General features: G+C 71.3%; 24 protein-coding genes. 8 read left to right on the forward strand and 16 right to left on the reverse strand.

Annotated features, from left to right (window positions below; translation table 11 throughout):
• Positions 1–38 precede the first annotated feature (38 nt).
• Positions 39–1,208 (reverse strand): Gfo/Idh/MocA family protein, encoded by a 1,170-nt coding sequence (locus tag ACIHFD_RS52450; RefSeq protein ID WP_397373292.1) that lies wholly within the window; start codon positions 1,206–1,208, stop codon positions 39–41.
• Positions 1,209–1,428: 220 nt separating this feature from the next.
• Here ACIHFD_RS52450 and tdh point away from each other — a divergent pair, with 220 nt between their 5' ends.
• The 4 genes from tdh (at position 1,429) to ACIHFD_RS52470 (ending at position 5,922) form a co-directional block, all read left to right on the forward strand.
• Complete coding sequence (gene tdh / locus ACIHFD_RS52455; protein ID WP_397373293.1) at positions 1,429–2,457, forward strand: L-threonine 3-dehydrogenase; 1,029 nt, start codon at positions 1,429–1,431, stop codon at positions 2,455–2,457.
• Positions 2,458–3,627, forward strand: coding sequence for a glycine C-acetyltransferase (locus tag ACIHFD_RS52460; protein ID WP_397373294.1), 1,170 nt, complete (start codon positions 2,458–2,460; stop codon positions 3,625–3,627).
• Positions 3,628–3,809: 182 nt separating this feature from the next.
• Positions 3,810–4,712, forward strand: coding sequence for a LysR family transcriptional regulator (locus tag ACIHFD_RS52465; RefSeq protein ID WP_397373295.1), 903 nt, complete (start codon positions 3,810–3,812; stop codon positions 4,710–4,712).
• A 43-nt stretch (positions 4,713–4,755) separates the two neighbouring features.
• A complete protein-coding gene (locus ACIHFD_RS52470; RefSeq protein WP_397373296.1) occupies positions 4,756–5,922 on the forward strand; it encodes an MFS transporter in 1,167 nt (388 codons plus the stop codon).
• Positions 5,923–6,019: 97 nt separating this feature from the next.
• On the opposite strand, the gene ACIHFD_RS52475 is transcribed toward ACIHFD_RS52470, so the two are convergent.
• The 6 genes from ACIHFD_RS52475 to lhgO all read right to left on the reverse strand — a co-directional run bounded on the left by ACIHFD_RS52475 (position 6,020) and on the right by lhgO (position 13,635).
• Positions 6,020–7,687: a YfjP family GTPase gene (locus tag ACIHFD_RS52475; protein ID WP_397373297.1), complete on the reverse strand. Its 1,668-nt coding sequence runs from the start codon at positions 7,685–7,687 to the stop codon at positions 6,020–6,022.
• Positions 7,684–9,504, reverse strand: coding sequence for an ABC transporter (locus ACIHFD_RS52480; RefSeq protein WP_397373298.1), 1,821 nt, complete (start codon positions 9,502–9,504; stop codon positions 7,684–7,686). The genes ACIHFD_RS52475 and ACIHFD_RS52480 overlap by 4 nt, the downstream gene beginning before the upstream one ends.
• A gap of 99 nt (positions 9,505–9,603) precedes the next feature.
• On the reverse strand, positions 9,604–10,257 hold the full coding sequence (locus ACIHFD_RS52485) for a response regulator transcription factor (protein ID WP_397373322.1): 654 nt from the start codon (positions 10,255–10,257) through the stop codon (positions 9,604–9,606).
• A gap of 65 nt (positions 10,258–10,322) precedes the next feature.
• Positions 10,323–11,735, reverse strand: a complete 1,413-nt coding sequence (locus ACIHFD_RS52490; RefSeq protein ID WP_397373299.1) for a sensor histidine kinase — start codon at positions 11,733–11,735, stop codon at positions 10,323–10,325.
• Entirely contained in the window at positions 11,735–12,427 is a 693-nt protein-coding gene (locus ACIHFD_RS52495; RefSeq protein WP_225963761.1) for a response regulator transcription factor, read from the reverse strand. Before ACIHFD_RS52495 ends, ACIHFD_RS52490 begins: the two co-directional genes overlap by 1 nt.
• Positions 12,428–12,444: 17 nt before the next feature.
• Positions 12,445–13,635, reverse strand: coding sequence for an L-2-hydroxyglutarate oxidase (gene lhgO / locus ACIHFD_RS52500; protein ID WP_397373300.1), 1,191 nt, complete (start codon positions 13,633–13,635; stop codon positions 12,445–12,447).
• A gap of 117 nt (positions 13,636–13,752) precedes the next feature.
• Here lhgO and ACIHFD_RS52505 point away from each other — a divergent pair, with 117 nt between their 5' ends.
• On the forward strand, positions 13,753–14,151 hold the full coding sequence (locus tag ACIHFD_RS52505) for a hypothetical protein (RefSeq protein WP_363970193.1): 399 nt from the start codon (positions 13,753–13,755) through the stop codon (positions 14,149–14,151).
• Here ACIHFD_RS52505 and ACIHFD_RS52510 read toward each other — a convergent pair.
• From ACIHFD_RS52510 to ACIHFD_RS52525, 4 genes are all read right to left on the reverse strand, one after another.
• Positions 14,099–14,923, reverse strand: a complete 825-nt coding sequence (locus ACIHFD_RS52510) for a hypothetical protein (RefSeq protein WP_397373301.1) — start codon at positions 14,921–14,923, stop codon at positions 14,099–14,101. The two genes, ACIHFD_RS52505 and ACIHFD_RS52510, sit on opposite strands and share 53 nt — an antisense overlap.
• On the reverse strand, positions 14,920–15,807 hold the full coding sequence (locus ACIHFD_RS52515) for an NmrA family NAD(P)-binding protein (protein WP_397373302.1): 888 nt from the start codon (positions 15,805–15,807) through the stop codon (positions 14,920–14,922). Before ACIHFD_RS52515 ends, ACIHFD_RS52510 begins: the two co-directional genes overlap by 4 nt.
• Before the next feature lie 2 nt (positions 15,808–15,809).
• Positions 15,810–17,051, reverse strand: coding sequence for an MFS transporter (locus ACIHFD_RS52520; RefSeq protein WP_397373303.1), 1,242 nt, complete (start codon positions 17,049–17,051; stop codon positions 15,810–15,812).
• 123 nt (positions 17,052–17,174) lie between these two features.
• A complete protein-coding gene (locus ACIHFD_RS52525) occupies positions 17,175–18,221 on the reverse strand; it encodes a hypothetical protein (RefSeq protein ID WP_397373304.1) in 1,047 nt (348 codons plus the stop codon).
• Positions 18,222–18,310: 89 nt separating this feature from the next.
• Here ACIHFD_RS52525 and ACIHFD_RS52530 point away from each other — a divergent pair, with 89 nt between their 5' ends.
• The gene (locus tag ACIHFD_RS52530; protein ID WP_397373306.1) at positions 18,311–18,838 is read left to right on the forward strand and encodes a SigE family RNA polymerase sigma factor; all 528 of its coding nucleotides are present in this window, start codon (positions 18,311–18,313) and stop codon (positions 18,836–18,838) included.
• Positions 18,835–19,983 (forward strand): hypothetical protein, encoded by a 1,149-nt coding sequence (locus ACIHFD_RS52535; RefSeq protein WP_397373307.1) that lies wholly within the window; start codon positions 18,835–18,837, stop codon positions 19,981–19,983. The genes ACIHFD_RS52530 and ACIHFD_RS52535 overlap by 4 nt, the downstream gene beginning before the upstream one ends.
• Here the strand turns inward: ACIHFD_RS52535 and ACIHFD_RS52540 are convergent.
• Positions 19,980–21,248 (reverse strand): MATE family efflux transporter, encoded by a 1,269-nt coding sequence (locus ACIHFD_RS52540; protein WP_397373308.1) that lies wholly within the window; start codon positions 21,246–21,248, stop codon positions 19,980–19,982. The two genes, ACIHFD_RS52535 and ACIHFD_RS52540, sit on opposite strands and share 4 nt — an antisense overlap.
• Before the next feature lie 88 nt (positions 21,249–21,336).
• On the opposite strand from ACIHFD_RS52540, the gene ACIHFD_RS52545 reads away from it, so the two are divergent.
• Positions 21,337–22,305: an aldo/keto reductase gene (locus tag ACIHFD_RS52545; protein WP_397373309.1), complete on the forward strand. Its 969-nt coding sequence runs from the start codon at positions 21,337–21,339 to the stop codon at positions 22,303–22,305.
• 95 nt (positions 22,306–22,400) lie between these two features.
• Here the strand turns inward: ACIHFD_RS52545 and thpR are convergent, their stop codons facing one another.
• The 4 genes from thpR to ACIHFD_RS52565 form a co-directional block, all read right to left on the reverse strand.
• Positions 22,401–22,958 (reverse strand): RNA 2',3'-cyclic phosphodiesterase, encoded by a 558-nt coding sequence (gene thpR / locus ACIHFD_RS52550; protein ID WP_350738481.1) that lies wholly within the window; start codon positions 22,956–22,958, stop codon positions 22,401–22,403.
• Positions 22,959–23,010: 52 nt separating this feature from the next.
• On the reverse strand, positions 23,011–24,234 hold the full coding sequence (locus tag ACIHFD_RS52555; protein WP_363970176.1) for an MFS transporter: 1,224 nt from the start codon (positions 24,232–24,234) through the stop codon (positions 23,011–23,013).
• A gap of 23 nt (positions 24,235–24,257) precedes the next feature.
• Positions 24,258–24,710, reverse strand: a complete 453-nt coding sequence (locus ACIHFD_RS52560; protein ID WP_355209525.1) for a MarR family transcriptional regulator — start codon at positions 24,708–24,710, stop codon at positions 24,258–24,260.
• A 118-nt stretch (positions 24,711–24,828) separates the two neighbouring features.
• On the reverse strand, positions 24,829–26,271 hold the full coding sequence (locus tag ACIHFD_RS52565; RefSeq protein ID WP_397373310.1) for an NCS2 family permease: 1,443 nt from the start codon (positions 26,269–26,271) through the stop codon (positions 24,829–24,831).
• Positions 26,272–26,295: the final 24 nt, after the last annotated feature.

The raw sequence follows: 26,295 nt of genomic DNA on the forward strand, positions 1-26,295 counted from the left end.
TGTCTACTGTCCGCGCGACGCGCCGGGTTCCCGCGGGATCAGCTCTGGCCGTTGTCGAAGTACGCGACCAGCTCCGCGTCAAGCGGCGGCACGTCGTACGGCATTCCCCCGTTGCGCAGCGACATCGTGGCCATGTAGCCCGCCGCCACGCTCATCCTGGCCGCCACCGGCGAGGTGTCCGTCGCGCCGCCGTCCCGGACAAACCGGCAGAACTCCGCCACGATCTGCGCGTCCGCTCCCCCGTGCGAACCCTCCGCCGGAGGCACCTTGTACGCGATGTCGCAGTCGTCCCGGTAGGCCGTGGGGCCTCGGTTCCAGACCTTGACCGTGTCCCCGGGCTCGTCGCCGAAGTTCTCCAGGCGGCCCTCCGTGCCGATGACCGTGTAGTTGCGCACGTAGTCGGGCGTGAAGTGGCACTGCTGGTAGGCGGCGATGACGCCGTTGTCGAGCCGCATGTTCATCACCGAGACGTCCTCGACGTCCACGACGTGGTGCAGGCCGGTGCGGGAGGTCGGGGGCCACTCGTACTCCTCCAGCCACCCGTCGGGCCGCGGCGTGCCGGGCTCGCGGCGCGGCAGGTCGCCGTAGACCATGAGGTCGCCGAACGCGTTCACCCTGGTCGTGTAGCCGCCGGCGAGCCAGTGGATGACGTCCAGGTCGTGGGCCGCCTTCTGCAGCAGCAGGCCCGTGGTGCGGGTGCGGTCGGCGTGCCAGTCCTTGAAGTAGTAGTCGCCGCCGTAGGAGACGAAGTGGCGCACCCAGACGGTCTTCGGCTCGCCGATGTCGCCCTTGCGGATGATGTCGCGCATGAGCCGGACCACGCCCATGTGCCGCATGTTGTGGCCCACGTACAGGCGGGTGCCGGTGTCGCGGGCGGCGCGCAGGACGTTGTCGCAGCCCTCGACGGTGATCGCCATCGGCTTCTCCAGGTAGACGGCCTTGCCGGCCTGGAGGCAGTCGATGGCGATGCGCTCGTGGGTGTCGTCGGGGGTGTTGACGATGATCGCGTCGAGGTCGGGCCGGTCGAGCAGCTCGCGGTAGTCCCGGGTCAGGAACTCCGCCTCGAACCGCCCCGCCTGGCTCTTGAGCACCGCCGGGTCGGAGTCGCACAGCGCGGTCACGACCGCACCCTTGCCCGGCCGGTGCGCGTGCAGGGAGAGGCTCGTCCGCAGCCCGAGGCCGATGACTCCGATACGCAGGTCTTCCACTGATGTCCCTTCCCGAATCAGCCGCAGCAGACGCCAGGCTAGTACTCATTTGTGCATATAAATAGCTTGAACTATGCAGCTCTGAGCAATACGGAGTCCGCAGACCCGCCTTTGCTGGGGCGTGAAGCGGAGCTGTGGGGGCACTTAAGAAAGCCTCGATGGACATCCCGGGAGGGGAGAGGGCACAGTGCGTTAGGTTCGGACTGGGGGGAATGGAGCCATGAAAGCGCTGGTCAAAGAGAAGGCCGAGGCCGGCCTCTGGCTTGTGGACGTACCCGAGCCCGAGGTGGGTCCCGGCGAGGTGAAGATCCGGGTCCTGCGGACCGGCATCTGCGGCACCGACCTGCATATCCGGAAATTTGATGACTGGGCGCGGCATACCCTGAAGCTCCCGTTGATCGTCGGGCACGAGTTCTCCGGCCACGTGGTCGAGGTGGCGCCGGGCGTCGAGGACGTCGCCGTCGGCGACCTCGTCAGCGGCGAGGGCCACCTCGTGTGCGGCAAGTGCCGCAACTGCATGGCGGGCCGCAGGCACCTGTGCCGCAACACGGTGGGCCTCGGCGTCAACAGGGACGGCGCCTTCGCCGAATACGTCACGCTGCCCGCCTCCAACGTCTGGGTGCACCAGGCCCCCGTCCATCCCGACGTGGCGGCCATCTTCGACCCGTTCGGGAACGCCGTACACACCGCACTGTCCTTCCCCCTGGTCGGCGAGGACGTGCTGATCACCGGGGCGGGCCCCATCGGGCTGATGGCCGCGGCCGTGGCCACGCACGTCGGCGCGCGCAACGTGATGATCACCGACGTCAGCGACGAGCGGCTCGCCCTGGCCGGCAAGCTCGGCGTCTCCCTCGCCCTCAACGTCTCCAGGACCTCGATCACCGAGGGCATGCGCCAGCTCCACATGCGCGAGGGCTTCGACGTGGGGCTGGAGATGTCCGGCAACCCGCAGGCCATGCGCGACATGATCGCGAACATGACCCACGGCGGGAAGATCGCCATGCTCGGGCTACCCGCCGAGGAGTTCGCCGTCGACTGGGCGACCGTCGTGACCTCCATGATCACGATCAAGGGGGTGTACGGGCGGGAGATGTTCGAGACCTGGTACAACATGTCGGTCCTGCTGGAGAAGGGCCTCGACCTCACCCCCGTCATCACCGACCGGTTCCCGTACCAAGACTTCGACGCCGCCTTCGACACTGCTGCCAGTGGCCGGACGGGCAAGGTCATTCTCGATTGGAGCGCCTGAATGTTCACGAACGTGCGCGAGCAGCTGCGTACGACGCTCGACGAGATCACCGAGGCCGGGCTGCTCAAGCCCGAGCGCGTGATCGGCTCCCCGCAGAGCTCGTCGGTGAGCGTCGCCGGGCGCGAGGTCCTGAACTTCTGCGCCAACAACTACCTCGGCCTGGCCGACAACCCCACCGTGATCGAGGCGGCCAAGGAGGCGCTGGACCGGTGGGGGTTCGGCATGGCGTCCGTACGGTTCATCTGCGGCACCCAGGAGGTGCACAAGGAGCTCGAAGCTCGCCTGTCGGACTTCCTCGGCATGGAGGACACCGTCCTCTACAGCTCGTGCTTCGACGCGAACGGCGGCGTGTTCGAGACCCTGCTCGACGCCCAGGACGCGGTGATCTCCGACGCGCTCAACCACGCCAGCATCATCGACGGCATCAGGCTCTCCAAGGCCCAGCGCTTCCGCTACGCCAACCGCGACATGGCCGAGCTGGAGGCCCGGCTCAAGGAGGCGTCGGAGGGGCGGCGGCGGCTGATCGTGACCGACGGCGTGTTCTCCATGGACGGATATCTCGCGCCGTTGCGGGAGATCTGTGACCTGGCCGAGCGGTACGACGCCATGGTGATGGTCGACGACTCCCACGCCGTCGGCTTCGTCGGGCCGACCGGCCGCGGCACGCCGGAGCTGCACGGCGTCACCGACCGGATCGACATCATCACCGGCACCCTGGGCAAGGCGCTCGGCGGCGCCAGCGGCGGCTACGTCTCGGCCCGCAAGGAGATCTGCGAGCTGCTGCGCCAGCGCTCGCGCCCGTACCTGTTCTCCAACTCGCTCGCCCCCGTCATCGCCTCGGCGTCGCTGCGCATCCTCGACCTGCTGGAGACCTCGAACGAGGCCCGCGAGCAGCTCCGCTCCAACACGGCGCGCTTCCGGGGGGAGATGGCCGAGGCCGGGTTCGACATCCTGCCCGGCGACCACCCGATCGTGCCTGTGATGATCGGCGACGCTTCCGAGGCCGCGGCGATGGCCGAACGCCTGCTCGACCTCGGCATCTACGTCATCGGCTTCTCGTACCCGGTCGTGCCGCACGGTCAGGCCAGGATCCGCGTCCAGCTCTCCGCCGCCCACTCCGCGGAGGACGTCGACCGCGCGGTCCAGGCGTTCATCCAGGCCCGCGGCTGACACCCCGCCCGCCGATCACAGCCGACCGCCGGGGCCCTGAGCGCCGCAGAGCCCCGGCCATCCCGCCCTGGCCCGGCCGTCCTGGCCTGGTCGTGCGTGGTCATGACCGGCGGGTGAGTATTCTCGCTGCGACGGATCCCAGCGATCGGGCGCGCCTCACGGAGTGAGGCCAAGGAGCACGGGTGATAGACACGCGGCGGTTGCGCACGCTGCGGGCGGTGGCCGACCACGGCACGGTGACCGCCGCGGCGGCCGCGCTGCACCTCACCCCCTCCGCGGTGTCCCAGCAACTCGTCGCGCTGGAGCACGAAGTGGGCCACCGGCTGTTCACCCGCGACGGCCGCGGCGTCCACCTCACCGCCGTCGGCAAGATCATGCTGGGCCACGCGAACGAGGTGCTCGCCCAGCTCGAAAGCGCCAAGGCCGAGGTGGCCGCGTACGCCACGGGCGAGGCCGGCGAGGTCACCGTGGCCTGCTTCGCCACCGCGATCGGCGCCGTGCTCTCCCCCGCCATCGCCGCCCTGCGCGCCACCTCCCCGGGGCTGCACGTACGCGTGCTGGACGCCGAGGGCGACCACAGCCTGGCCATGCTGCTGGACGGCGAGGCCGACCTGGCCGTCACGGTCGAGTACCGGGGCGCCCCCGACGCGGCCGACCGGCGCCTGTCCCGGCTGCCCCTCTACGCCGAGCCGTTCGACCTGGTGCTCCCCCACGACCACCCCTTGGCGTCGGAGGCGACCTTGACCTCGCTCGCCTCGGAGACCTGGATCGGCCCCTACCCGGGCAATCCGGTGCACGACGTGATCACGTTCGCCTGCCAGCAGGCGGGTTTCACACCCAACCTCGCCCACTGCTCCGACGACTTCCGCGCCGTCGTCGCCCTGGTCGGGGCCGGGGCGGGGGTGGCCCTGGTGCCACGGCTGGCCCTGCGCGACATGGCCCTGACGGGGGTGGCGGTCCGGCGGACGCCGGGGCCCGAACGCCGCGTCTTCGCCGCCGTACGCCGCGGCTCCGACGCCCATCCCCTCCTGCGCCCGCTCCTGTCGGCGCTGCGCACGATCGGCCGCTCTCTCGACGCGGGATGAAACAACCCCGGTTTATCCTGATCTTCGGGATAGCGTGCGGCCCATGGGAGGCCCGCGTCATCGAACCCTGCTCGGCCTGTCCGGCGTGCCCGCGCAGGCCGTGCTGGGGTTCCTGGCGCAGCTCACGCAGCAGGTGGCGCCCATCGGGACGGTGCTGGTGGTGCAGGGCGCGAGCGGCTCGCTGACGCTGGCGGGGGTGACCGCGGCGGCGTTCGCCATGGGGGTGGGCATGGGGCGGCCGGTGCAGGGGCGGCTCATGGACCGGCGCGGGTCCAGGCCGGTGCTGGCCGCCACCGCACTGGTGCACGTGGCCGCGCTCGTCGCGCTGGTCGCGGCCGCCGGGGACCGGCTCTGGTGGGTCGTGGTGGCGCTGGCCTGGGTGGCCGGGGCCGGGCTGCCGCCGGTCTCCGTGAGCATGCGGCTCGAATGGGGGCGCCGCGTGCCGGACGAGGGGCGTACCGCCGCCTACAGCCTGGTCTACCTGGTGCAGGAGCTGGCCATGCTGGTGGGGCCGCTGGCGTTCGGGGTGGTGATCGCGCTGACCACGACCTCGCTGGGGCTGGCTCTGGTGGCCGTCGCCGCGGGGGCCGCGACGCTGGGCTTCGCCCGGGCGCTGCGGTCGGGGGCTCGCGGGCCCGAGCGGGAGCGCGGGCGGGTGTTCGCGGACCGGCGGATGGCGGTGCTGCTGGCCGTGGTGCTGCTGCTCGGCGGGACGCTGGGGGCGCTGCAGGTGGGCGTGCCCGCGCTGGCCACCGCCCGCCACGCGCCCGCGGCCACCGGGGTACTGGTGGCCGCGCTGTCCGTGGGCGGCATCGCGGGGGCCGCCGCCTACGGGGCCCGATCCTGGCGGTCCCGGGTCGGGGTGCGGCTGGTGGCGCTGATGCTGGCGCTCGGGGCGATGCTGGCGCCGCTGGCGCTGGTGGAGTCGTGGCCGGTCTTCTGGATGGTGCTGTTCGGCGGAGGGCTGGCGCTCAATCCGGCGCTGACGACGTCGTCGCTGCTGGTGGACGAGTTCGCGCCGGGGGCGCAGGCGGAGGCGTTCGGGTGGGTCTCCACGGCCATCGGCGTGGGGGGTGCGCTGGGGTCGGGGGTGGCCGGGGTGGCCGGGGAACGATTAGGGGCCTCGGCACCCTTCCTGGCGGCCTCCGGCCTCGCGCTGGCGGGCGCGACCCTGGCGACCGTCCTCCTCCGGCGCGACGGCACGCGCTGAGCCGCGCTGAGCCGCGCCGCTCCCGGCGCGACGGCACGGGGTGAGCCGCGCTGCTCCCGGCGCGACGGCATCGTGCGTTCCGGGTGAGCCGCGTGGGTCAGGCGCGGGCTCGGGTGAGTGCCTCGGTGAAGCGGGCGTACCGGTCGAGCTCCCCCCGCACGGGGGCCAGCACGAGATCGTCGCCGACCCGGCCCACGGCCGTGCGCAGGGCTCTGGCCGTACGCCGGGCCCGTCGCCTGCCACCCGCCCAGGCGGCCAGCCGGGACAGCAGCGCGATCAGCACACCCGCCAGCGCCCCGCCCACCAGCAGCACCGTCGGCCACGGCACCACGCCCACGGTCGGGAGCGGCGGCTGGGGCAGGCGCAGATAGTCCATCCCGAACAGCCCGCCCAGCCACAGAGCACCGGCCACCATGGCCGCGAACACCAGCCACTGCAGGACGTTCACGGCCCGCCACCACCTGGGCCGCCGCGTCGCGCCGGCGGACGTCGTGGCCACCACCCGGTCCACCGCGTCGGTCAACTCCTGGGAGCGGGAGCGCGCCGCCTGCCGCACCGCCGCCGCCCACGGGCCGGGCAGGTCCGCCGCGGCCGCCTCGCCGACGTCCCTGATCGCCGTCTCGACCCTGGCCCTCTGTACGGCCGAGGCCGCCGGGACGGACGTACGGCCGACTACCTCGGTCCCAGGCCCCTGCCCCGAAGACGCGGCCGACTTCCCCGAGGACCCACCCGCGGGCAGCTCTCCCACCGGCCCGCCCACCGGGGCCATGGTGCCGATGCGGAGCCTGCGGAGCGGGTCGGGCCTGAGCTTGCGGATCCAGCGGGTGACGGGCCAGCCCGTGGCGACGACGGCGCGGTGCCGGTGCCCCTTGGCCACCGCCTCCACGACCAACGGCACCCCGGCCGCCTCGCAGAGCGCGGCCGTGAGCGCCCGGTCCATCGCCTGACCCGCCGGGGCCTCCTCCGGAGCGCCGAGGCGGGCGGCGGCGGTGGCGATGTCGGCTGCCAGGCGGGTGGACCAGGACTTGCGTTCCGCGACGCGGTCGTTCAGGAGCGCGCGGAGCTCCGCGAGGCCGGCGCCGGTGCGGGCGGAAACGGCCAGGACCGGCACGCCCGCCAGGCCGTCCTCGTCCAGGAGGCGGCGCAGGTCTCGGAGGCAGCGGTCGACGGCGCTGTCCGGCAGGCGGTCGACCTGGTTGAGCACCACCAGCATGACGCCCCGGTGGGCGGCCAGCCGGCGCAGGTAGCGGTCGTGGAGGGCGGCGTCGGCGTACTTCTGCGGATCCACCACCCAGACCAGGAGGTCCACCAGCTCCACCAGCCGGTCCACCTCCAGGCGATGGGACACCTGGATGGAGTCGTGGTCGGGCAGGTCAAGGAGGACGAGTCCGGACAGGTCGGAGGCGGAGGCGGCGGGGTGGCGCTGGGGAATGTCCAGCCAGTCCAGCAGCGGGCCCGAGCCCTCCCCGTCCCACAGCGCCGCCTGGGCGGCCGAGGTGGTGGGCCGTACGACGCCCACCGCCGCCAGGTCCGTGCCGGCGAGTGCGTTGTAGAGCGACGACTTGCCGCTGCCCGTCGCGCCCGCCAGCGCGGCCACGGTGTGGTCGATCGAGAGGGTACGGCGCACGCCGGCCCGTTCGGCGACCGTCCGCGCGCCGGACACCGCCTCCTCCGGCAGCCGCCCCTCGGCCAGCTCGGCGGCCTCCAGCAGGGCGGCCAGACGGGAGTCGAGGGACGGGCCCTCCTTGCGGCGCAGCAGCTTCACGGCGTGTCCCCCGCGTCCTGTCCACCCGTGGTCGCGCCTTCTCCGCCTGCGGTCGCGTCCTGTCCACCCGTGGTCGCACCTTCTCCGCCTGCGGTCACGTCCTGTCCGCCCGCCGCCGTCGCCGGGAGCTCCGCGCGGTGGGCATGGATGCGCTCGGCCGCGCCGCGCAGCGCGTTCGCCGTCCCCCGGGGCGGCTCCATCGCCTCCAGCTGGGCCGTGAACCGGTACGACTCCTCCTCCAGCAGCAGCCGCACCCGATCCCGCAGGTCGTCCCGCGCCCGCACGGTCAGCGTCCGCACGGCCTGGTCGCCGAAGACGGCCTCCAGCAGCTTCTGCGACAGCAGGCTCGTGCCGCCCGCGATCCCCACCTCGATCCCGGTCAGCCCTCCTGTGGAGGCGAACACGCCCAGCATGAGCAGCAGCCCCGCCCCGTTCACCCCGAACGAGGCCACGCGGGCGGCCGTCCGCCGTTCGCGCCCTTCCTCTCGTACGAGGTCCAGGACGAACTCCTGCCACCCCCGGACCGTCGCCTCCGCGCGCTTGCCCACGTCGGGAGCGGCGCGGCCGAGGCGGGCGGACTCCATCGGCCCGAGCCGCTCCAGCAGGCCGGGCCCGCCGGGCGCGGCCGACCAGCCTTCCAGGGCGCGTTCGGCGGACCCGTCGGCGGCGCCCCTGATGAGTGCCCCCACCCCGCTCTCCAAGGCGTCCCTGAGCTGGCCCTCCGGCATCTGCCCGGTGAAGAAGCCGACGATCCTGTCGCGCAACCACCCGACCCGGCTCTCCAGGGAGCGCATGAGGTCGCCGGTGCCGATGAAGTCCTGCCAGCGGGCCAGCACCTCGCCTCGCAGCAGCGACCCGTCACGCATGCCCGCGTCGAAGTCGGCGATGCCGCCCGCGTAGGCGCCCGACACGACGGAGCGCAGGGTGTCGAAGGCTGCCTGCTGGCGTTCGACGGCCACGGCCAGCGCGGGCACCCGGGTGGCCAGGCTGTCGAGCGCCCCGGACAGCGTCTGGCGTACGACGCGGGATCTCTCCGCCGCGTCGGTGGCCAGCCCCGTGAGCCAGGAGGAGATGGGCCGCACGGTCTCCTCCGGCAGCCTGGCCTTCTCCGAGGGCAGCGCCGCCTCGGGGACGGTGAACAGCAGCGTGCCGTCGAGGCCGTTCTCGGCCAGGAGGCGGGTCAGGTCGCGCGAGACGGGCTCGACCGCGTCCGGGGGCACCCGGTCGAGTACGAGGGCCAGGGCGGTGCTGCGTTCGCGGGCGGAGCGCAGGAAGCTCCACGGCACCTCGTCCGCGTAACGGGCGGCCGTCGTGACGAACAGCCACAGGTCGGCGGCGGCCAGCAGCTGGGCGGCGAGCTCCCGGTTCGCGACCACCACGGAGTCGATGTCGGGCGCGTCGAGCAGCGCGAGGCCGGCGCCCAGCGCGTCGGAGGTGACCACCCGCAGCGCCCCCGGACCGGTGCCGGTGGCGCGGGACAGGCCGGGCAGCACGTTCTGGCCCATGAACCAGCTCTGGTCGGCCGGGCTGACCACGAGCGTGGGAACGAGCGTGGTGGGCCGCAGCACGCCCGGCTCGCTGACGTCGGCCCCGACCAGCGAGTTGACCAGCGTGGACTTGCCCGCCCCCGTGGACCCGCCGACGACGGCCAGCAGCGGCGCGTCGAGCGCGCGCAGCCGGGGCAGCAGGTAGTCGTCGAGCTGCCCGGCCAGCTCGCGCAGCGCACGCCGGTCTCGCGCCGCCTCACCGACCGCCAGCGGGAACAGCTCGCGATCCAGCGGCCGGCGCAGCGCCTCCAACGCGGCCAGCAGATCCATACGGCCCACGCTAGTCTCCGGCGCGGCCAGCGGCTCCATACGACCCACGCTACGGTGAGCCGCGTCCGGCGGTCCACCGCAGGTGGCGAGGTGTCGCGCCTAGCCGGGCGGCTCCCGCAGCACGTAGCCGACGCTGCGGAGGGTGTGGATGAGGCGCGGCTCGACGTCGTCCACCTTGCGCCTGAGGTAGGACACGTACGACTCGACGACGCCGGCGTCGCCGCCGAAGTCGTAGTTCCAGACATGGTCGAGGATCTGGGCCTTCGACAGGACCCGCCCCGCGTTGACCATGAAGTAGTGCAGCAGCTTGAACTCCGTCGGCGACAGCCGCACCTGCCGGCCAGCCCGCCACACCTCGCGGGCGTCCTCGTCCAGCTCCAGGTCGGCCACCTTGAGCCTGCTCGCCGGCGCGCCCTCCCCGCGCGTGCGCCGCAGCACCGCCCGGATCCTGGCCTGCACCTCTTCCAGGCTGAACGGCTTGGTCACGTAGTCGTCGCCCACCCGCAGGCCCGCGATCTTGTCCTCGGTGTCGCCGCGCGCGGTCAGGAACAGCACGGGGGCGTCGATCCGCTTGGCCACCTCGAACCCGTCGAGGTCCGGCAGCATCACGTCGAGCACCACGAGGTCGGGCGAGGCCCGGTCGGCCACCTCCACGGCTTCCTGCCCGTCGGCGGCGGTCAGCACCTCGAACCCGGAGAAGCGCAGGCTGGCGGACAGGAGGTCCCTGATGCTGGGCTCGTCGTCCACCACCATGATCAGCGCCTCGGGTTTCGTCACCTACTTAGAGTGACCCAGCCACCTGAGGGTTAGCTGAAGGCTCACTCCAAGGCGAGTGGGAGTTCGACCCGGAAGGTGGAGCCGGCCTCCGGCGAGCTGTCCAGCGTGACCGTGCCGCCGTGGGCCTGGACGAGCGCCTGCACGATGGCCAGGCCGAGCCCGCTGCCCCGGTCCTCGCCGGAACGGCGGCGCGATCTTGCGGAGTCGGCGCGGTAGAAGCGTTCGAAGACGTGCTCGACCTGCTCGGGCGTCAGTCCGGGGCCGTTGTCGACGACCTCGAGGAACAGCGTCTCCGAGCCCGCCCCGATGCGTACGATGATCGGCGAGCCGGGCTCGGTGTGGATGATCGCGTTGGTGACGAGGTTGCTGATGACCTGGCGAAGGCGTACCTCGTCGCCCGAGACGATCAGGGCCGCGCCGCCGACCACGTCCAGCTTGATGATCCGGTCGGGCGCGAGGATCCTGGCGTCCTGCACGGCGTCCGCGGCCAGCGCCAGCATGTCCACCGGCCGCATCTTCAGCGGCCGCTGCTGGTCCACCCTGGCCAGTAAAAGCAGGTCGTCCACCAGCAGGCTCATCCGGCCCGCGGCCTTCTCCACGCGCTGCATCAGCTCGGCGGGGTCGGCGCCGGGGTTCTGCCTGGCGTACTCGGCGAAGCCGCGGATGGAGGTCAGCGGGGTGCGCAGCTCGTGGGAGGCGTCGCCGACGAACTGGCGCATGCGGTCCTCGGAGCGGCGGGCCGCCGCCTCCGACGCCGACCGCGCCGCGAAGGCGGCCTCGATCTGGGCGAGCATCCCGTTCAGCGAGTTGGCCAGGCTCCCGACCTCGGTACGCGGGTCGGCGTCCGGCACCCGGCGACCCAGCTCACCGCCGGCGATGGCCTCGGCCGTGCGCTCGATCTGGCCGAGCGGGCGCATGCTCCGCCGCACGATCGTGATGCCCACGACGGTCAGGAGGAGCAGTATGCCGCCGCCGCCCAGCAGCTCGATGAGCACGAGCCGCCTGGTGATCGCGTCGACCTCCTCCAGGTCCACCGCGACCACGAGCGTCTGCCGCTGGACCACGCGCTCCAGCACCCGCCACTCGCCGTCCCCCTTGATCGCCGGCGTCGTGTACGCCTCCGCACCCGGCGAGGGCGACAGCACCGGCTTGGGCTTCAGGTCCACGTCGCGGTCGGTGAGCATCGGCAGGAAATCGCCGCCCGGCTCCTTGACCAGGACGATCGCGTCGGACTCGATGATGATCGGCCGCTCGGAGGTCTCCCTGTCCTTGCGCCAGTCGCTCACGACCTTCTTGTGCATGCGGGCGTTGAGCAGGCCGAGCTGGCTGTCCACCCGGTCGATGAGGTAGCCGTGCAGCACCGAGACGCTCACCAGGCCGATGAAGGTCATGCCGAACCCCAGCAGGGCCAGCATCGACGCGATGAGCTTGATCCGGAGCGGCAGGCCGCGCATCAGGGACTCGGTGGCAGGCGTAGGACGTATCCAACACCGCGCAGGGTGTGGATGAGCCGGGGGCTGCGGTTGTCGATCTTCCGGCGGAGCACGGACACGTACGACTCGACGATGCCCACCTCGCCCCGGAAGTCGTAGTCCCACACGTGGTCGAGGATCTGCGGCTTGGACAGGACGCGGCCGGCGTTCGTCATGAAGTAGCGCAGCAGCTTGAACTCGGTCGGCGACAGCGCCACCGCGTTGCCCCCGCGCCACACCTCGTGGCTCTCCTCGTCCAGCTCGATGTCGGCGAACGTCAGCCGCGGCGGGGCGGCCGGGAGGTCGCCGTTCGTACGGCGCAGGACCGCGTGGATCCTGGCGACCACCTCCTCCAGGCTGAACGGCTTGGTCACGTAGTCGTCGCCGCCGATCGTGAGCCCGCGGATCTTGTCCTCGGTCTCGTCACGGGCGGTCAGGAACACCACGGGCGTGTGCAGCCCGCCGCCGCGCAGCCGCCGGACGATCTCGAATCCGTCCAGGTCGGGCAGCATGACGTCGAGCACGACGAGGTCGGGCCGGTGCCGTTGCACGGCGGCGACGGCGTCGTGGCCGCTCTTCGCGGTGGTCACGTCGAAACCCGCGAACCTCAGACTCGCGGCCAGGAGCTCGAGGATGTTGGGATCGTCCTCGACGATCAGCAGGCGTGATTCCATCACATCCAAGGATGCCCTCATCGGACGAGTGCTGGGACAATTCCGGCAATGTGTCGGGCAATCGCCAGGCTGGAGGTGGCGGCGGGCGAGGGCGCGTTGCGCACCAGGACGATGTTGCCGTGCACGTCCACCACGAAGTCGTCGACCAGGCGGCCGTCCCTGGCGACGGCCTGGGCGCGTACGCCGCCGGGGGCCCGTACAAGGTCGGCGGCGGTGAGCTCGGGGACGTAGCGGCGGGCGCCCCGGACGAACGCGCCTTTGACGAGGGACCCGTAGACCTCCTTGATCCCCGTGCGCCAGTGGCTCCTGGCCATGCGAAGCGTCCCCGGCCAGCCAAGAATTTGACCGAAATTTCGGATATTTCGCCAGGTGTAGCCTTCGTAGGCCAGAGCGAGCACCGCGTTCGGCCCCACCAGCACCCCGCCGTCGATCTGGCGCGTCAGATGCACCCCCAGGAACGGGTAGCGCGGATCCGGCACCGGATAGATCAGCCCGCGGACGAGGCCCTTGGCCGCACCCTGGAGCGCGTAGAACTCCCCTCGGAACGGGACGATCCGCACATCCCCTGGATGTCCCGCCATCCCGGCCACCGTGTCAGTGCCCAGGCCGCCGCAGACCACCAGCCGGTCGAAGGTGAACTTCCGCTTGGCCGCGAGCACGTCCACGCCCCCGGACCGCTCCCTGATCGCCCTGACCGGATGCGAGAGCCGTACGGACCCGCCCATCTCCTCCACGTCGAGCGCGAGCCGCCGCGCGACCGCGGGGAAGTCGCAGATCGCGGTGTGCGGCGAGTGGATCGCGCCGACGCCGACCGCGTGCGGCTCGATCTCGCGCAGCGCCAGCCCGTCGAGCTCGGCGATGCCCGGCACGCCGTTGGCGCGCGCCCGCTCGGCCAGCGCGCTCAGCAGCGGCCGCTCGGCACGGGTGCTCGCGACGACCAGCTTGCCGACCTCGTCGTACGGCAGCGCGTTGGCGGCGCAGTACTCCTTGAGCAGCGCCACGCCCTCGCGGCACAGCCGGGCCTTGAGCGAGCCCGGCGGGTAGTAGATGCCCGCGTGGACGACGCCGCTGTTGTGGCCGGTCTGGTGGGCGCCGACGTGCGGCTCCTTGTCCAGCACGGTCACCTCGGCGCCCCTGGCCTTGGCCAGCTCGCGCGCCACGGCCAGGCCGACTATGCCCGCCCCCACGACTCCGATCTTCTCCGTCACACGACGATTTTCCGGCTAACCGGCCGTCCCCGCTATATCCGGGCGATCCAGCACTTGAGCCGGTGAGAACAGCGGGCCTTTCCAGGACATTCAGTCGAACATGAGTACGATGGCGGCATGTATCTTCCGCCGGAGTGGCCACCCGAGGTCCGGCCACCCAGCGTCCCCGACTGGGAGTTGTCCGCCACGACCTGGCTCCTGGACGCGCTCCCGCCGGACTACCGGCAGCACGAGGTCCTCCGGCGCCATCCGATCGCGCTGGTCAGCATGGCGCGCTATCACGTCGACGCCGCCGTGGAGGCGGCCAGGACCGGCTACCGGAAGGCCGCCGTCGACCTGAAGGGGCACCTCCCGCCGCACGCGATCGAGGCCGTGCTCGACGTCTACCGGCACGAGGGCCCGCGCCTGGTCCGGCTGGCCCGCTCGATCGAGGTGGTCGGGCAGGCCCTGCGCGGGGAGTTCTTCACCGCGACCATGCGCGGGCAGGGGCGGCGGGCGGGTCCCTCGCCGTCCTGACGCAGGTCAGGGCCGGGGGATGGCGACGGCATCGTACGGCGTGTCCGGGGTCGGCGTCGTGTCGGCCGCGCAGCAACAGGCCGTCACCCTCCCGCAGCGACTCGCCGTGCAGGTCCACCCGGCGGGTCGCGCCGGACGGGTCGACGCGGAACAGCCCTCCGGTGTTCGACTGCACGACGATCAGGCCCCGGCCGTCCGGAGTGGGCGTGATGCCGTTGGCGTTGAAGCCGTCGCCGTACTCCAGGTTCCCGGTGAGCGGGATCCGCACCGCGGTGGCGGGCAGCCGTCCGCCGCGCAGCGGCAGCTTGTAGAGCACCGGGTTGGTGGAGTCGGTGAACCACGCGGCGTTCCGGGTGAGGATGACGTCGTTGACGAACGCCGGGCCGGTGACCAGCCGGTAGGAGGCCAGCACCCGGCCGGTGCGGGAGTCGATGACCCGCGCGTCACCGCCCGTGCCGCCCGCCACGAACAGCCGGCCCCGCGAGTCGAGCTTCATGCCGAGCGACGGCGTGCCGGGTCCGCGGCTGATGATCGCGCCGCGCCCGGTGCGCAGGTCGGCGCGGTAGATGGAGCCGTCGGCCATGGAGCTGATGAAGGCGAAAGGTCCGGTGCCGGTGGCGATGCCCTCGGGCCGGAAGCCGTCGGGCAGCGAGATCGAGGCCGGAAGATCCCCGGCCCGCCGGTCCGCGGCCGCTCCGGCGGAGCCGCCCACGGTGACGGCCAGCGCGAGCGCGGCGAGGATCGCGCCGAGGGCCCTGATCGATCGCGTCACTTGCCGCCTCCGGTGGAGGTGAACGCCGCGGCGTGGTCGCGGGCGAAGTCGGCGATGTCGCGCGGAGGGCGGCCGAGAAGGGCGGCGACCGTGTCGGTGGTGAAGTCGCCCCAGCCGGAGGCGTACGCCTGCGCGTACTCCTCCAGCATGTCGACGATCCAGGTCGGGACGCCGTAGCCGAGCAGCGTCTTGCGCTTTGCGTCGTCGCCGACCGGCAGGTACGTGACCGACCTGCCGAGAGCGAGCCTCAATTGCTCGGCGACCTCGTCGAACGTCAGCGAGCGCGGGCCGGTGAGCGTGTACGTCTCGCCGTGGTGACGGTCGGGGTCGTCGAGGAGCACGCGGGCGGCGCACCCGGCGATGTCGCGTACGTCGATCATGCCGATCCGCGCCGAGGCCAGGTTCAGCGAGAACGTACCGGTGGCGGCGATGTCGCCCGCCTCGTTCAGCAGGTTCTGCATGAACCAGTGCGGGCGCAGGATCGTCCAGCGCATGCCCCACCGTTCGAGCTCCTGGTCGGACAGCGCGTGCAGCCTGCCGCTGCGGTTCGGCGCGTCGTGCGCCGCGCCGACGACGGACAGGCGGACGACGCGCTCCACCCCCGCCTGGCGGGCGGCCCACCCGGCGTTCATGCTGTGCTCCGGGGCGCGCGGGCCGTTCGGGGTGAGCAGCCACACGTCCTGCACGCCCTCGAAGGCGGGCGGCAGCGACCGGGCGTCGTCGAGGTCACCCACGAACACCTCGGCCCCCTGCTCGGACAGGCCGCCCGCGCCGGACTCGTCGCGGACGAGCGCGCGGAGGTCGACCTCGGCTCCTTTTAGCACGTCGATCAGCGCGGTGGACACGGTTCCGGTGGCCCCGGTGATCAGTACGGTGCGTGACACGCTCATTCTCCTTTGGCAGTGGCGGGGGTATGGAGCACGGTCTTCGGGGATTCGCCCGCCGACCGCTTGACGGTGATGCGTTCCAGGGCCCAGAGCACGACGATCCCGGCCGAAAGGGCGGCGCCCAGGACGAACACGCCGGTCCAGCCCCCGTGCACCCAGACCACGGACGCCAGCGCGGACCCCACCGCTCCCCCGGCGAAGAAGACGGTGAGGAAGGCCGAGTTGATCCGGTTGCGGGCCTCGGGCCGCAGCGCGAACAGGACGTTCTGGCTGCTGTTGAGCACCGCCTGATGCGCCAGGTCCAGCACGACCACGCCGGCGACCAGCCAGATCAGGGACCGCGCCCCCGCCGCGAGCGCCAGCCAGGACGCCACCAGCAGCACCGTCCCCGCGCCGGTCACGACCTGTACGTATCCGCGGTCGGCCAGCCGCCCGGCCACCGTGGCGGTCAGCGCGCCCACGACGCCGACCAGCCCGAACAGGCCGATGGCCGACTCAGGCCAGTCGTACGGCGACCCCGACAGCAGGAAGGTCAGCGCCGTCCACAGCACGCTGAACGAGGCGAGGCTCAACGCGCCGATCCCCGCCCGCCACCGCAGCAGCGGCTCGTGCCGGAACATCGCCACCGTCGAGCGCAGCAGGCCGAGGTAGGTCAGGCGGCCGCCGTCCCCGCCGAGCCGGGGCAGGAACGTACGCAACAGCACGGCCATCAGCGCCATCAGGACCGCGTTCACCCAGTAGACCGTCCGCCACCCGCCCACCTCCGACAGGGCGCCGGACGCGGTGCGCGCCAGCAACAGCCCGAGCATCAGCCCGGTCATCACGGTGCCGACCACCCGGCCGCGCTCGGCCGGGTCAGCCAGCGTCGCCGCGAACGGCACCACGACCTGCGCTCCCACCGAGGTCAGCGCGGTCAGGGCGGTACCGGCCAGGAGCACCGTGCCGTTGGGGGCGGTGGCCGACACCAGCAGGAACACCGCGGTCGCCGCGTAGAGCGCCACCGCCAGCCGCCGCCGCTCCACCAGATCGCCGAGCGGCACCAGCAGGATCAGCCCCAGCGCGTACCCGCCCTGCGCGGCTGTCACCACCAGTGCTGCCTGCGACGGCCCGACGCCCAGCTCCCGGCCGATCAGGTCGAGCAGCGGCTGCGCGAAGTAGTTGCCGGCGACCGCCAACCCGGTCGCCACTGACATGAGCAGGAGCATTCCGCGCGACAGGCGGCCGTCCGTTTGAGGTCTCATCGCCGTCATGCGGACAGCCTGGGCGATGGAGCATCTATGAGTCCAACGCATGTTTTTCATCGGAACAATCGCGTTTCACGATCGATCATTCCGAGCGGCGGACGGGGGCCGGATGGGGTGGGGTCAGCGGGTGCGGCGGGCGATGAAGGTGATGGCGCCCAGGGCGGTCGCGGCGGCAGCGATCCAGATCAGGATGTCCTTGGCCGTTAAGCCGGTCGCGCCCGCGTCGACGGCCGCCTGGGAGGTCGTGCCCGCGTCCTTCGCGGGGGCCTGCCGCGCGGTCGCGGTCGGGCTGGGAGTGGTGGCGGCGGTGGCGGGTTGGGCGGCGCCGGGGATCGTGACGCGGTAGACCGGGCTTCGGGGCCCCTCCGTGCCCGTGAGCAGGGACTTGCCGTCCGCCGTGTACGTGATCGACTCCGCCTGCTTCAGCTCCGGCATCGACACCCTGGTGATCATCTCGCCCGACGGGCGGTAGAGGGTGGCCGAGAAGTACGTGCGGATGACGTACGAGGAGCCGTCGGGGGCGTAGGCGGCGTCCGTGGCCATGAGGGGCGCGGTGGCCACCTTGCGCAGGACGTTCGTCCTGTCGGTACGGAGCTTCTTCGGCGCGGCGTAGACGGACCCCGAGAACTCCTTGGACACCACGTAGAGGCGCCCCGTCTTGGGGTTGATCATGATGGCTTCCGCATTGCGGCCGCCGTCGGCGTAGCGGAAGCGGTAGCGGGTCGCGGGCAGGGTGGCGTCCTTGATGGCCTGGGGCTCCACCACGCGGTAGATGGAGACGTCCGGCCAGGCCCCGTTGAGGTTGTCGCCGATGTCCGCGAACCACAGCGCGGCCTGACCCGTGGCCGGGTCCTTGGTCGCGGCCATGGCCTCCCAGTCTCTCGCCTGGGCGCCCTTCACCTGGAAGGTGGCCCGCGTCCGCCCCTTGCCGTCCACGGCGTAGAAGGTGGGGCTGGCGGAGCTGTCGTTGTGCGTGTAGTAGGTGTCCGCGTGCGTCGGCGAGACGGCCAGGCCGCTGGACTCCGTGATCTTGGGGTCCTTGAAGGTGAAAAGCTTCTCCATCCCCTCGTCCGCCACCGCCGCACGGGCGGGAACGGTGAACAGCACACTGGTGGCCATCGCCACAGCCCCCGCGGCGGCCAGCGCCCGCATCACTCCATCCCCCACTCCGACATCATGCCCCACGAGTCGCCGCCCAAGACCGACCTCCAACGCCGCCGCTCGTGTCCGCGTTGATAGCGGGTGGAAGGAGACGCATGGACCCATATGAGGGCTTCAGGGAGTTCGTCCGCGGACGCCAGCACGCGCTGATGCGTACCGCGTACCTGCTCACCGGCGACGCCCAGCAGGCCGAGGACCTGCTGCAGACCGTTCTGATGCGGACGGCCAGGCACTGGCGGAAGCTGATGAAAGACGGCAATCCGGAGGCGTACGTCCGCAGGGCGCTCGTCAACGAGCACATCTCCTGGCGGCGGCGCAGGCGTGCCAAGGAGACGCTCACCGCGCACCCGCCGGAGATCGGGCACGGGGCCGGCCCCGAGGACGTGAGCCTGCACCGCATGGCGCTGCAGCGGGCACTCCTGCGCCTGACGCCACGGCAGCGGGCCGTGCTGGTGCTGCGGTACTACGAGGACCGCAGCGTCGACGAGACCGCCGACCTGCTCGGCTGCTCGCCCGGCACGGTCAAGAGCCAGACCAGCCACGCGCTCGGCCGCTTACGCGCCCTCGCCCCCGAGCTGGCCGAACTGCTTCACGACGTCGATCCCGAGGAGGTCTACCGATGACCCGGTTCCGTGACGAGCTCCAGCTGATCGCCGCCCAGGCGCCCGAGGTCGACCTGGCCGAGCGCGCGGTGCGGGGGGCACGCAGGTGGAAGGCGGCGACGTTCGGCTCGGCGCTGGCGTCGCTGGTCGCGACGGCGCTCACGGCCACCGTCCTGATCACCACCCCGGGCGGCGCCACGATGAGCGGCGAGATCGCGAACGTGCTGCCCGCCTCCGGCGTGGACCCGGCCGCGTACGCGTACTACGACTTCTGCGGCAGGGAGTGGGACTACCGGAAGAACACCAAAACCTTCGGCAAGGAATGCGCCCAGTGGCGGCTGGTGACCCGCACCGGCGGGAGCTTCCGGATGCCCGAGGCGCTCAGCGTGTACACCGAGCAGGCCCCCGAGAACTACATGAACACCGGCGGCCCCCTGACCATCTCCTCGGACGGGAAGCGGGTGGCTTACTACAGCGAGAAGGACCAGAAGTTCGCGGTCCGGGACCTGGCCGACGGCCGCATCTGGCTCACCCCGCAGACCGTCACGCGGGAGACGATGGTCAAGGACGGGATGGTGCTGCTGCTCTCCCCCGACGGGCGCTTCCTCGGCCTGCTGGGCCGGACGAGCGCCGTGGTGGACATGGAGACGGGCCAGGTGACCGAGATCCCCGAGGGCTGGCGCGCGCGGCGGATCGGCAACGGCGGGAGCCCGGTCGTGGTCAGCGACGACAAGGACCGGCTGGGGCTGTTCGACGGCGGGAAGGTGACGCCGTTGAACAAGACCTCGCGGCAGGTCAGCGAGCTGTCCGCGAACGGGCGCACGGTGGCCTACCTCGACGGCGAGGAGATCAAGGACCATCTCGTGACCCGCCCCGTCGACACGGTCGTCACCCTCGACGTCACCACCGGCAAGGTCCTTTCCAGGGCCGAGTTCACCGACGTCCCGAAGAACGTTCGCGGCCCGCGCATCGGCGGCTGGCACAGCTCCACGGAAGTGGTGATCAGTGACAAGCCGAGCAGCGGCGCCTGGGGGGGCAAGGAGGGCGGCGTGCCCACGCTGGGCGAGGTCACGTACGCGATCGACGTCAACACCGGCAGGATCCGCAAGCTCGCCGAGTACACGTACAAGGCCTGGGCGGGCGACCTCTCCCTCCCGGGTTTCTAGCCGACGAGGACCCGGCCCACCTTGGCGCTGTGGCGGTGGAAACCGGTGCCCTGGAGCACCACCAGGAGCCCGTTGGCCACCGCCATGGCCACCCACAGGCCGGTGATCCCCCAGGTCCTGGCCACGGGTACGGCGGCCACGACCAGCAGCCCGTACCCGATCGCGAAGTAGGACAGGCTGGCGGCGGAGCGTTTGAGCGCGGTGAGGCCGAAGCCCTGCACCGCCTGGGCCGCGTCCAGCAGCGACGCCAGCAGCATCAGCGGCAGCAGCCCCAGCACGCGCTCCCGCACCGCCGCGTCGTCGCTGAACAGCCTCAGCAGCTGCTCCCCGAGCCCGAGCAGCAGGCCCGCCCCGGTGAGCGTCCCCATGACGGCGAGCAGGGCCGCGGTGCGGTTGGCCCGGCGCGCACCCGCCGGGTCGGGGGCGCGGGCCACGTCCGGCATCGCGGCCTGGGCGACGGAGAGCGAGGCCATCATGATGAAGCCGGTGAGGGTGGTCAGCACCGCGTGGGCGGCGGTGTCGCGCGTGCTGGTGGTGCCGGCCGCGAAGGTGACGACCCCGAGCACGCCGAACTTGATGAGCACGGTCCCGGCCAGCGGGATGCTGACCTTCGCCAGGGCGACGATCTCGCCGGTCCTGGGCCGGGCCTGCCCGATGGGCCGCCCGAGCGCGCGCCGCACGCCGTAGGTCGCCACGAGCGCCGCCGCCGTGCCCGAGATCAGCCAGGCCAGGCCCACGCCGGTGAGCCCGAGCGGCGGCACCAGCACGACGGTGAGCCCGCCCAGCACCACGCCGGAGACCAGGGTCGGCCAGAGCACGCTGCGGGTGTGCCCGAGCGCGATGAGGATGGTGCTCGAACCTCCGGTGGAGGCGAAGACCAGCAGGGACACCGCGAGGAAGTACGGCAGCAGGCCCATCTCGCGCACCACCTCGCCGGGCACCCCGGTGGCGCTCGCGATCAGCGGCACGCAGATCACGGCGAGCGCGCCGACCAGGCCGGTGGCCAGGCTGAGCCAGCGCGCGTCCCGCACGATCGGCACGGCCGCCGCCGGGTCGTCCCGGTACGGGGCCACGAACGGCCCGAGCCCGCGCAGCGCGCCCTGCACCGCGGCGCCGGCGGGGTTGAGCACGGCGGTCACGACCGCGAACGCGGCCAGCGTCACTGTGTCATGCTTGCCGAGCACCGAGGTGACCACCAGGGAGCCGACCATGCCCGCGACCATCGCCAGGAACAGCGGCACGGCGGCGCGGAGTAAAGCGATCATGAAGCGCGGAGGTCCGTCAGCGCTCCATTGGAGATCATGGACCTAGTGTATGGCCTGGAGTGCACTCCAGGTCTTTAGGGTTGAAGTCATGGATTACGTCAACCTCGGACGCAGTGGCCTCCAGGTGAGTCCGCTCTGCCTCGGCACCATGAACTTCGGCCCCCTGACCACGGAGGAAGACTCCTTCGCGATCATGGACCGGGCGTTGGAGCTGGGGATCAACTTCTTCGACACGGCCAACGTGTACGGCTGGAAGCTGGGCGAGGGCATCACCGAGCAGATCGTCGGCCGGTGGTTCGCCCAGGGCGGCGGGCGCCGGGAGAAGACCGTCATCGCGACCAAGCTCAACGGCAAGATGAGCGACTGGCCCAACGACCAGAAGCTGTCCGCCCTCAACATCCGCAAGGCCTGCGACGCCTCGCTGAAGCGGCTGCAGACCGACTACATCGACATCTACCAGGCGCACCACGTCGACCGGGACACCCCGTACGAGGAGTTCTGGGAGGCGATGGACGTCCTGCGCCAGCAGGGCAAGATCATCTACGTGGGATCGTCCAACTTCGCCGGCTGGCACATCGCCAAGGCCCAGGAGGCGGCCACCCGGCGTAACGTCAACGGCCTCATCAGCGAGCAGTCCCACTACAACCTGCTCACCCGCGCGGTCGAGCTGGAGGTGCTGCCCGCGTGCGAGGACTACGGCCTCGGTGTGATCCCGTGGAGCCCGCTGGCCGGCGGCCTGCTCGGCGGCGTGCTGCGCAAGATCGACAAGGGCCGCTCGGCCTCCGAGCACATGGTCAAGCAGCTCGAGAAGCACCGCGACAAGATCGAGCAGTACGAGAAGCTCTGCGACGAGCTGGGCGAGGACCCGGCGTACGTGGCCCTGGCCTGGCTGCTCAAGCAGCGGGCGGTGGTCGCGCCGATCATCGGCCCGCGCACCCTGGAGCAGCTCGAGGGCAGCCTGCGCACCCTGGAGATCGACCTTGACGAGGCCACGCTGGCCCGTCTCGACGAGATCTTCCCCGGTCACAAGACGGCCCCCGAGGACTACGCCTGGTAAGTCAGCTCACCAGAGCGCCGACGACGACGATGAGCAGGAGCAGGCCGAGCACAATCGGCAGCAGCCACATGCGAGGACGATCCACGGTCTGGAGCCTAGCTCTGCCCGGAGGGTGCGAGCGCCCATTCGGCGAGTGACTCGTACCTCACCTGGGGCCCTGTGTGACTGCGGACGAGACGGACCTGCTCCGCCCGCCACGGCGAGCCGCTGAACCCGGACAGCGACTCGACCAGCGGGCGCAGGTCCGTCTCCGTCTTGGCGCGGGCCAGCGTGAGGTGCGGGTGGAACCGTTTCTCATCGGTCTGTACGGCCCCGGCCCGCCGGGCGCCCGCCTTGACCGAGTCCGCCAGCCTCGTCATGGAGTCGCCCGTGACGCCCACCCAGAAGACCCTGGCCCGGCGGGCGGAGGAGAAGGCGCCGAAGCCGGTGAAGGCCAGGTCGAGGACGCTGTAGCGGTGTACGGCGCGGGCCAGGCGCTCCTCCAGCTCGGGCAGCACCTGCTCGGGCACCTCGCCGAAGAAGCCCAGCGTGATGTGCCAGGTGGCACGGTCGGGCCAGCGCAGCCCCGGCACCTGCCCGACGTGCGGCGCGATGGCGCGCGAGATCTCGTCCAGGATCTCGTCGGGCGGCACCAGCGCCGCGAACAGCCTCATACCACCTGATTGTCTCTTGCCCACCTGCCGCCTGGGCCCCAGGGGTGGGGGCTCAGGCGACGGCGAGCGCCGGCTTCGCGACGCGGGCGGTGATCAGGCGCGTCACCAGCATCGCCAGCCCGGTGCCGACCAGCACCAGCACGCCGGACAGGATCACGCCCGCCCGCGGCCCGCCCAGCTCCGACAGCCAGCCGATGAGCGGCGCGCCCACGGGAGCCCCGCCGGTGAACACCAGCATGTAGATCCCCATGACCCGGCCCCGCATGTCCGGGGACGTGGCGATCTGGACGCTGGCGTTGGCGGCCGTGTTGATGGTGATCAGCGCGATCCCGGTCGGGATCAGCAGCAGCAGGTAGACGGGGTAGAACGGGGCCAGCCCGGTGGCGATCTGGAAGAGCCCGAACCCGAGCGCCCCGGCCACCAGCACCTTGCGTGACAGGCGCGCCCGGCGCGCCGCGAGCAGCGCGCCCCCGAGCGCCCCCACCGCGAACATGCTGGAGGCCAGCCCGAACGAGGACGCCCCGGCCTTGAACACCTCGCGCGCCATGAGCGCGATCGACATTGAGAACGACTGCGAGAACATCGACACGAACCCGATCAGCAGCACCGGCATGAGCAGCTCTTCGCGCTCGATCACGTACCGGAGCCCCTCGCGGAGCTGGCCCTTGGCCCTGGGCACGGGCGCGGCGGGGTTCAGCTCGGACCTGCGCATGAAGACCAGGCTGGAGATCACCGCGCCGAAGGTCGTCGCGTTGATCAGGAAGATGGGCCCCGTGCCGCCGAGCACGTAGATCAGCACACCGGCGAGCGCCGGGCCGACCACGCGGGCGAGGTTGAAGATGGAGCTGTTCAGCGCGATGGCGTTGGACAGGTCCCGCCGGCCGACCATCTCGACCACGAACGCCTGCCGCGTGGGCACCTCGACGCAGGAGATCAGGCCGAGCAGGAACGCCATCACGTACACGTGCCAGACCTGGGCCGAGCCCGTCATGGTGAGCACACCGATGGTCAGCGCCAGGGTGGCCATGAGCGACTGGGCGGCGATGAGGATGGGCCGCTTGGGGTAGCGGTCGGCGAGCACGCCGCCGAACATCCCGAAGATCAGCATCGGCAGGAACTGCAGCGCGGTCGCCGTTCCGAGCGCCGCCGCGCTGCCGTGGGTGAGGTCGAGCACCAGCCAGTCCTGGGCGGTGCGCTGCAGCCAGGTGCCGACGTTGGAGACGATGCCACCTGCCGCGAACATGCGGTAGTTAGGAATCCTGAGCGACCGGAACATCCCGGTCTTGGGTTCTTCAGGCTCTATATCCTGCTGAGCTTCTCCAGAATCGGCGCCGCCTGGCGGAGCACCGACCGTTCCTCCGGCGAGAGCTCCTTCAGCCGCTGCGTCAGCCACGCCTCCTTGCGGCGTCGCTCCTCCTTCAGCAGCTTCTCGGCGGCCTCGGTTACCGTCACGGTCACCTGGCGCCGGTCGGTCGGGTGCGGGCTGCGCGAGACCAGGCCGCGCTCCTCGAGGGCGGCGATCACGCGCGTCATCGAGGGTGGCTGAACCTTCTCGAGCTCGGCCAATTCTCCGGGGGTTATCCCGGAATGCCGTTCCACCGCGGCGAGCGTCGCGAACTGCGTGGGAGTCAGCGAGTGGGCTGCCGCCTGTCGTCGTAGGCGCCTGGTCAGCCTTGCCATTGAGACGCGCAGGGCTGAAGCCAGGCCTGCGTCGCTGCGCAGGTCCGTCTTGGGCTGGGGTTTGGTTAGCATGTGTCATTACCTTTGCTAACTATACGGCATGTCGAGAAATTTCCGAAAGCAAATATCTGGTACCTCCTTGGTACCTCGAAGCCGCCCCGCACGCGCAGGGCGGCTTCGAGGGGCGTGCTCAGACGCCGAAGAGCACGCGGATCGGGCCGATCGCGAAGTACAGGACGAACAGGATCGTGACCCCCCACAGCAGCGGGTGGATCTCGCGCGCCTTGCCCCGCACGACCTTGATCAGCACGTAGCTGATGAAGCCGGCGCCGATGCCGTTGGAGATCGAGTACGTGAACGGCATGATCACGACGGTGAGGAACGCCGGGATCGCGATCTCGAAGTCATCCCAGTCGATGTCGCGGATCGAGGTCATCATCAGGAAGCCGACCACGATCAGCGCGGGCGCGGCGGCCTCGTACGGGACGACCGTGACGAGCGGCGCGAAGAAGATCGCCACGAGGAACAGCAACCCGGTGACCACGCTGGCCAGACCGGTGCGGGCGCCCTCGCCGACTCCGGCGGCCGACTCGATGTAGGTGGTGTTGGAGGAGACGGACCCGGCGCCGCCGGCCGCCGCGCCGATCGAGTCGACGAGCAGGATCTCCCTGGTACGCGGCAGCGTCCCGTCCTCCTGCACCAGGCCCGCCTGGCGGCCGACGCCCACGATGGTGCCCATGGTGTCGAAGAAGTCCGTGATGAGCAGGGTGAAGACGAACAGCACGGCCAGCAGCACGGAGATCCTGCTGAACGCGCCGAACGGGTCGAACTCCGTGAACAGCGTGAGCGGGTTGTGGAAGCCGAAGATCTGGTCGGGGACCGTCGGGACGTTCAGCTGCCAGCCGCCGGGGTTCTTGGCCGAGAACTGGCCGGACTTGGTGATCAGCTCCACGACGATGGCCAGCACGGTGGTGCCGACGATGCCGATCAGGATGGCGCCCTTGACCTTGCGCGCCACCATCACGGCCGTGACGAGCAGGCCGATCACGAACACGAAGATCGGCCACGAGGTCAGGCTGCCCCCGATGCCCATCTCCAGGGGCGGCCCGGCGGGCACGCGCCGCACGAAGCCGGCGTCCACGAAGCCGATCAACGCGATGAACAGGCCGATGCCCACGCTGATGGCGGTCTTGAGCTGGGCCGGGATGGCGTGGAAGACCGCCGTCCGAAGGCCGGTCAGCACCAGGATGGCGATGATGACGCCTTCGAGGAAGACCAGGCCCATGGCCTCTTCCCAGGTCATCACCGAGGCGATGTTGAAGGTGACGAAGGCGTTCAGGCCCAGGCCCGCCGCCATCGCGAAGGGCACCCGGCCGACGACGCCCATGAGGATCGTCAGCACGCCCGCGACGAAAGCCGTCCCGGCGGCGACGAGCGCCACGTTGGGCGTCGTGCCGTCGCCGATGACCTGCTTCTGCACGTCTGTGCCGTTGGCAATGATGATGGGGTTCAGCACCACGATGTAGGCCATGGTGAAGAACGTGGCCAGGCCGCCCCGCACCTCACGGGAGACGGTCGAGCCTCGTTGGGAGATTTGGAAGAAACGGTCGATAGCGTTACGAGTGTCGCTCACGACGCGAACAGTGACAGGCAGGAT

The organism is Nonomuraea sp. NPDC051941, assembly GCF_044593615.1.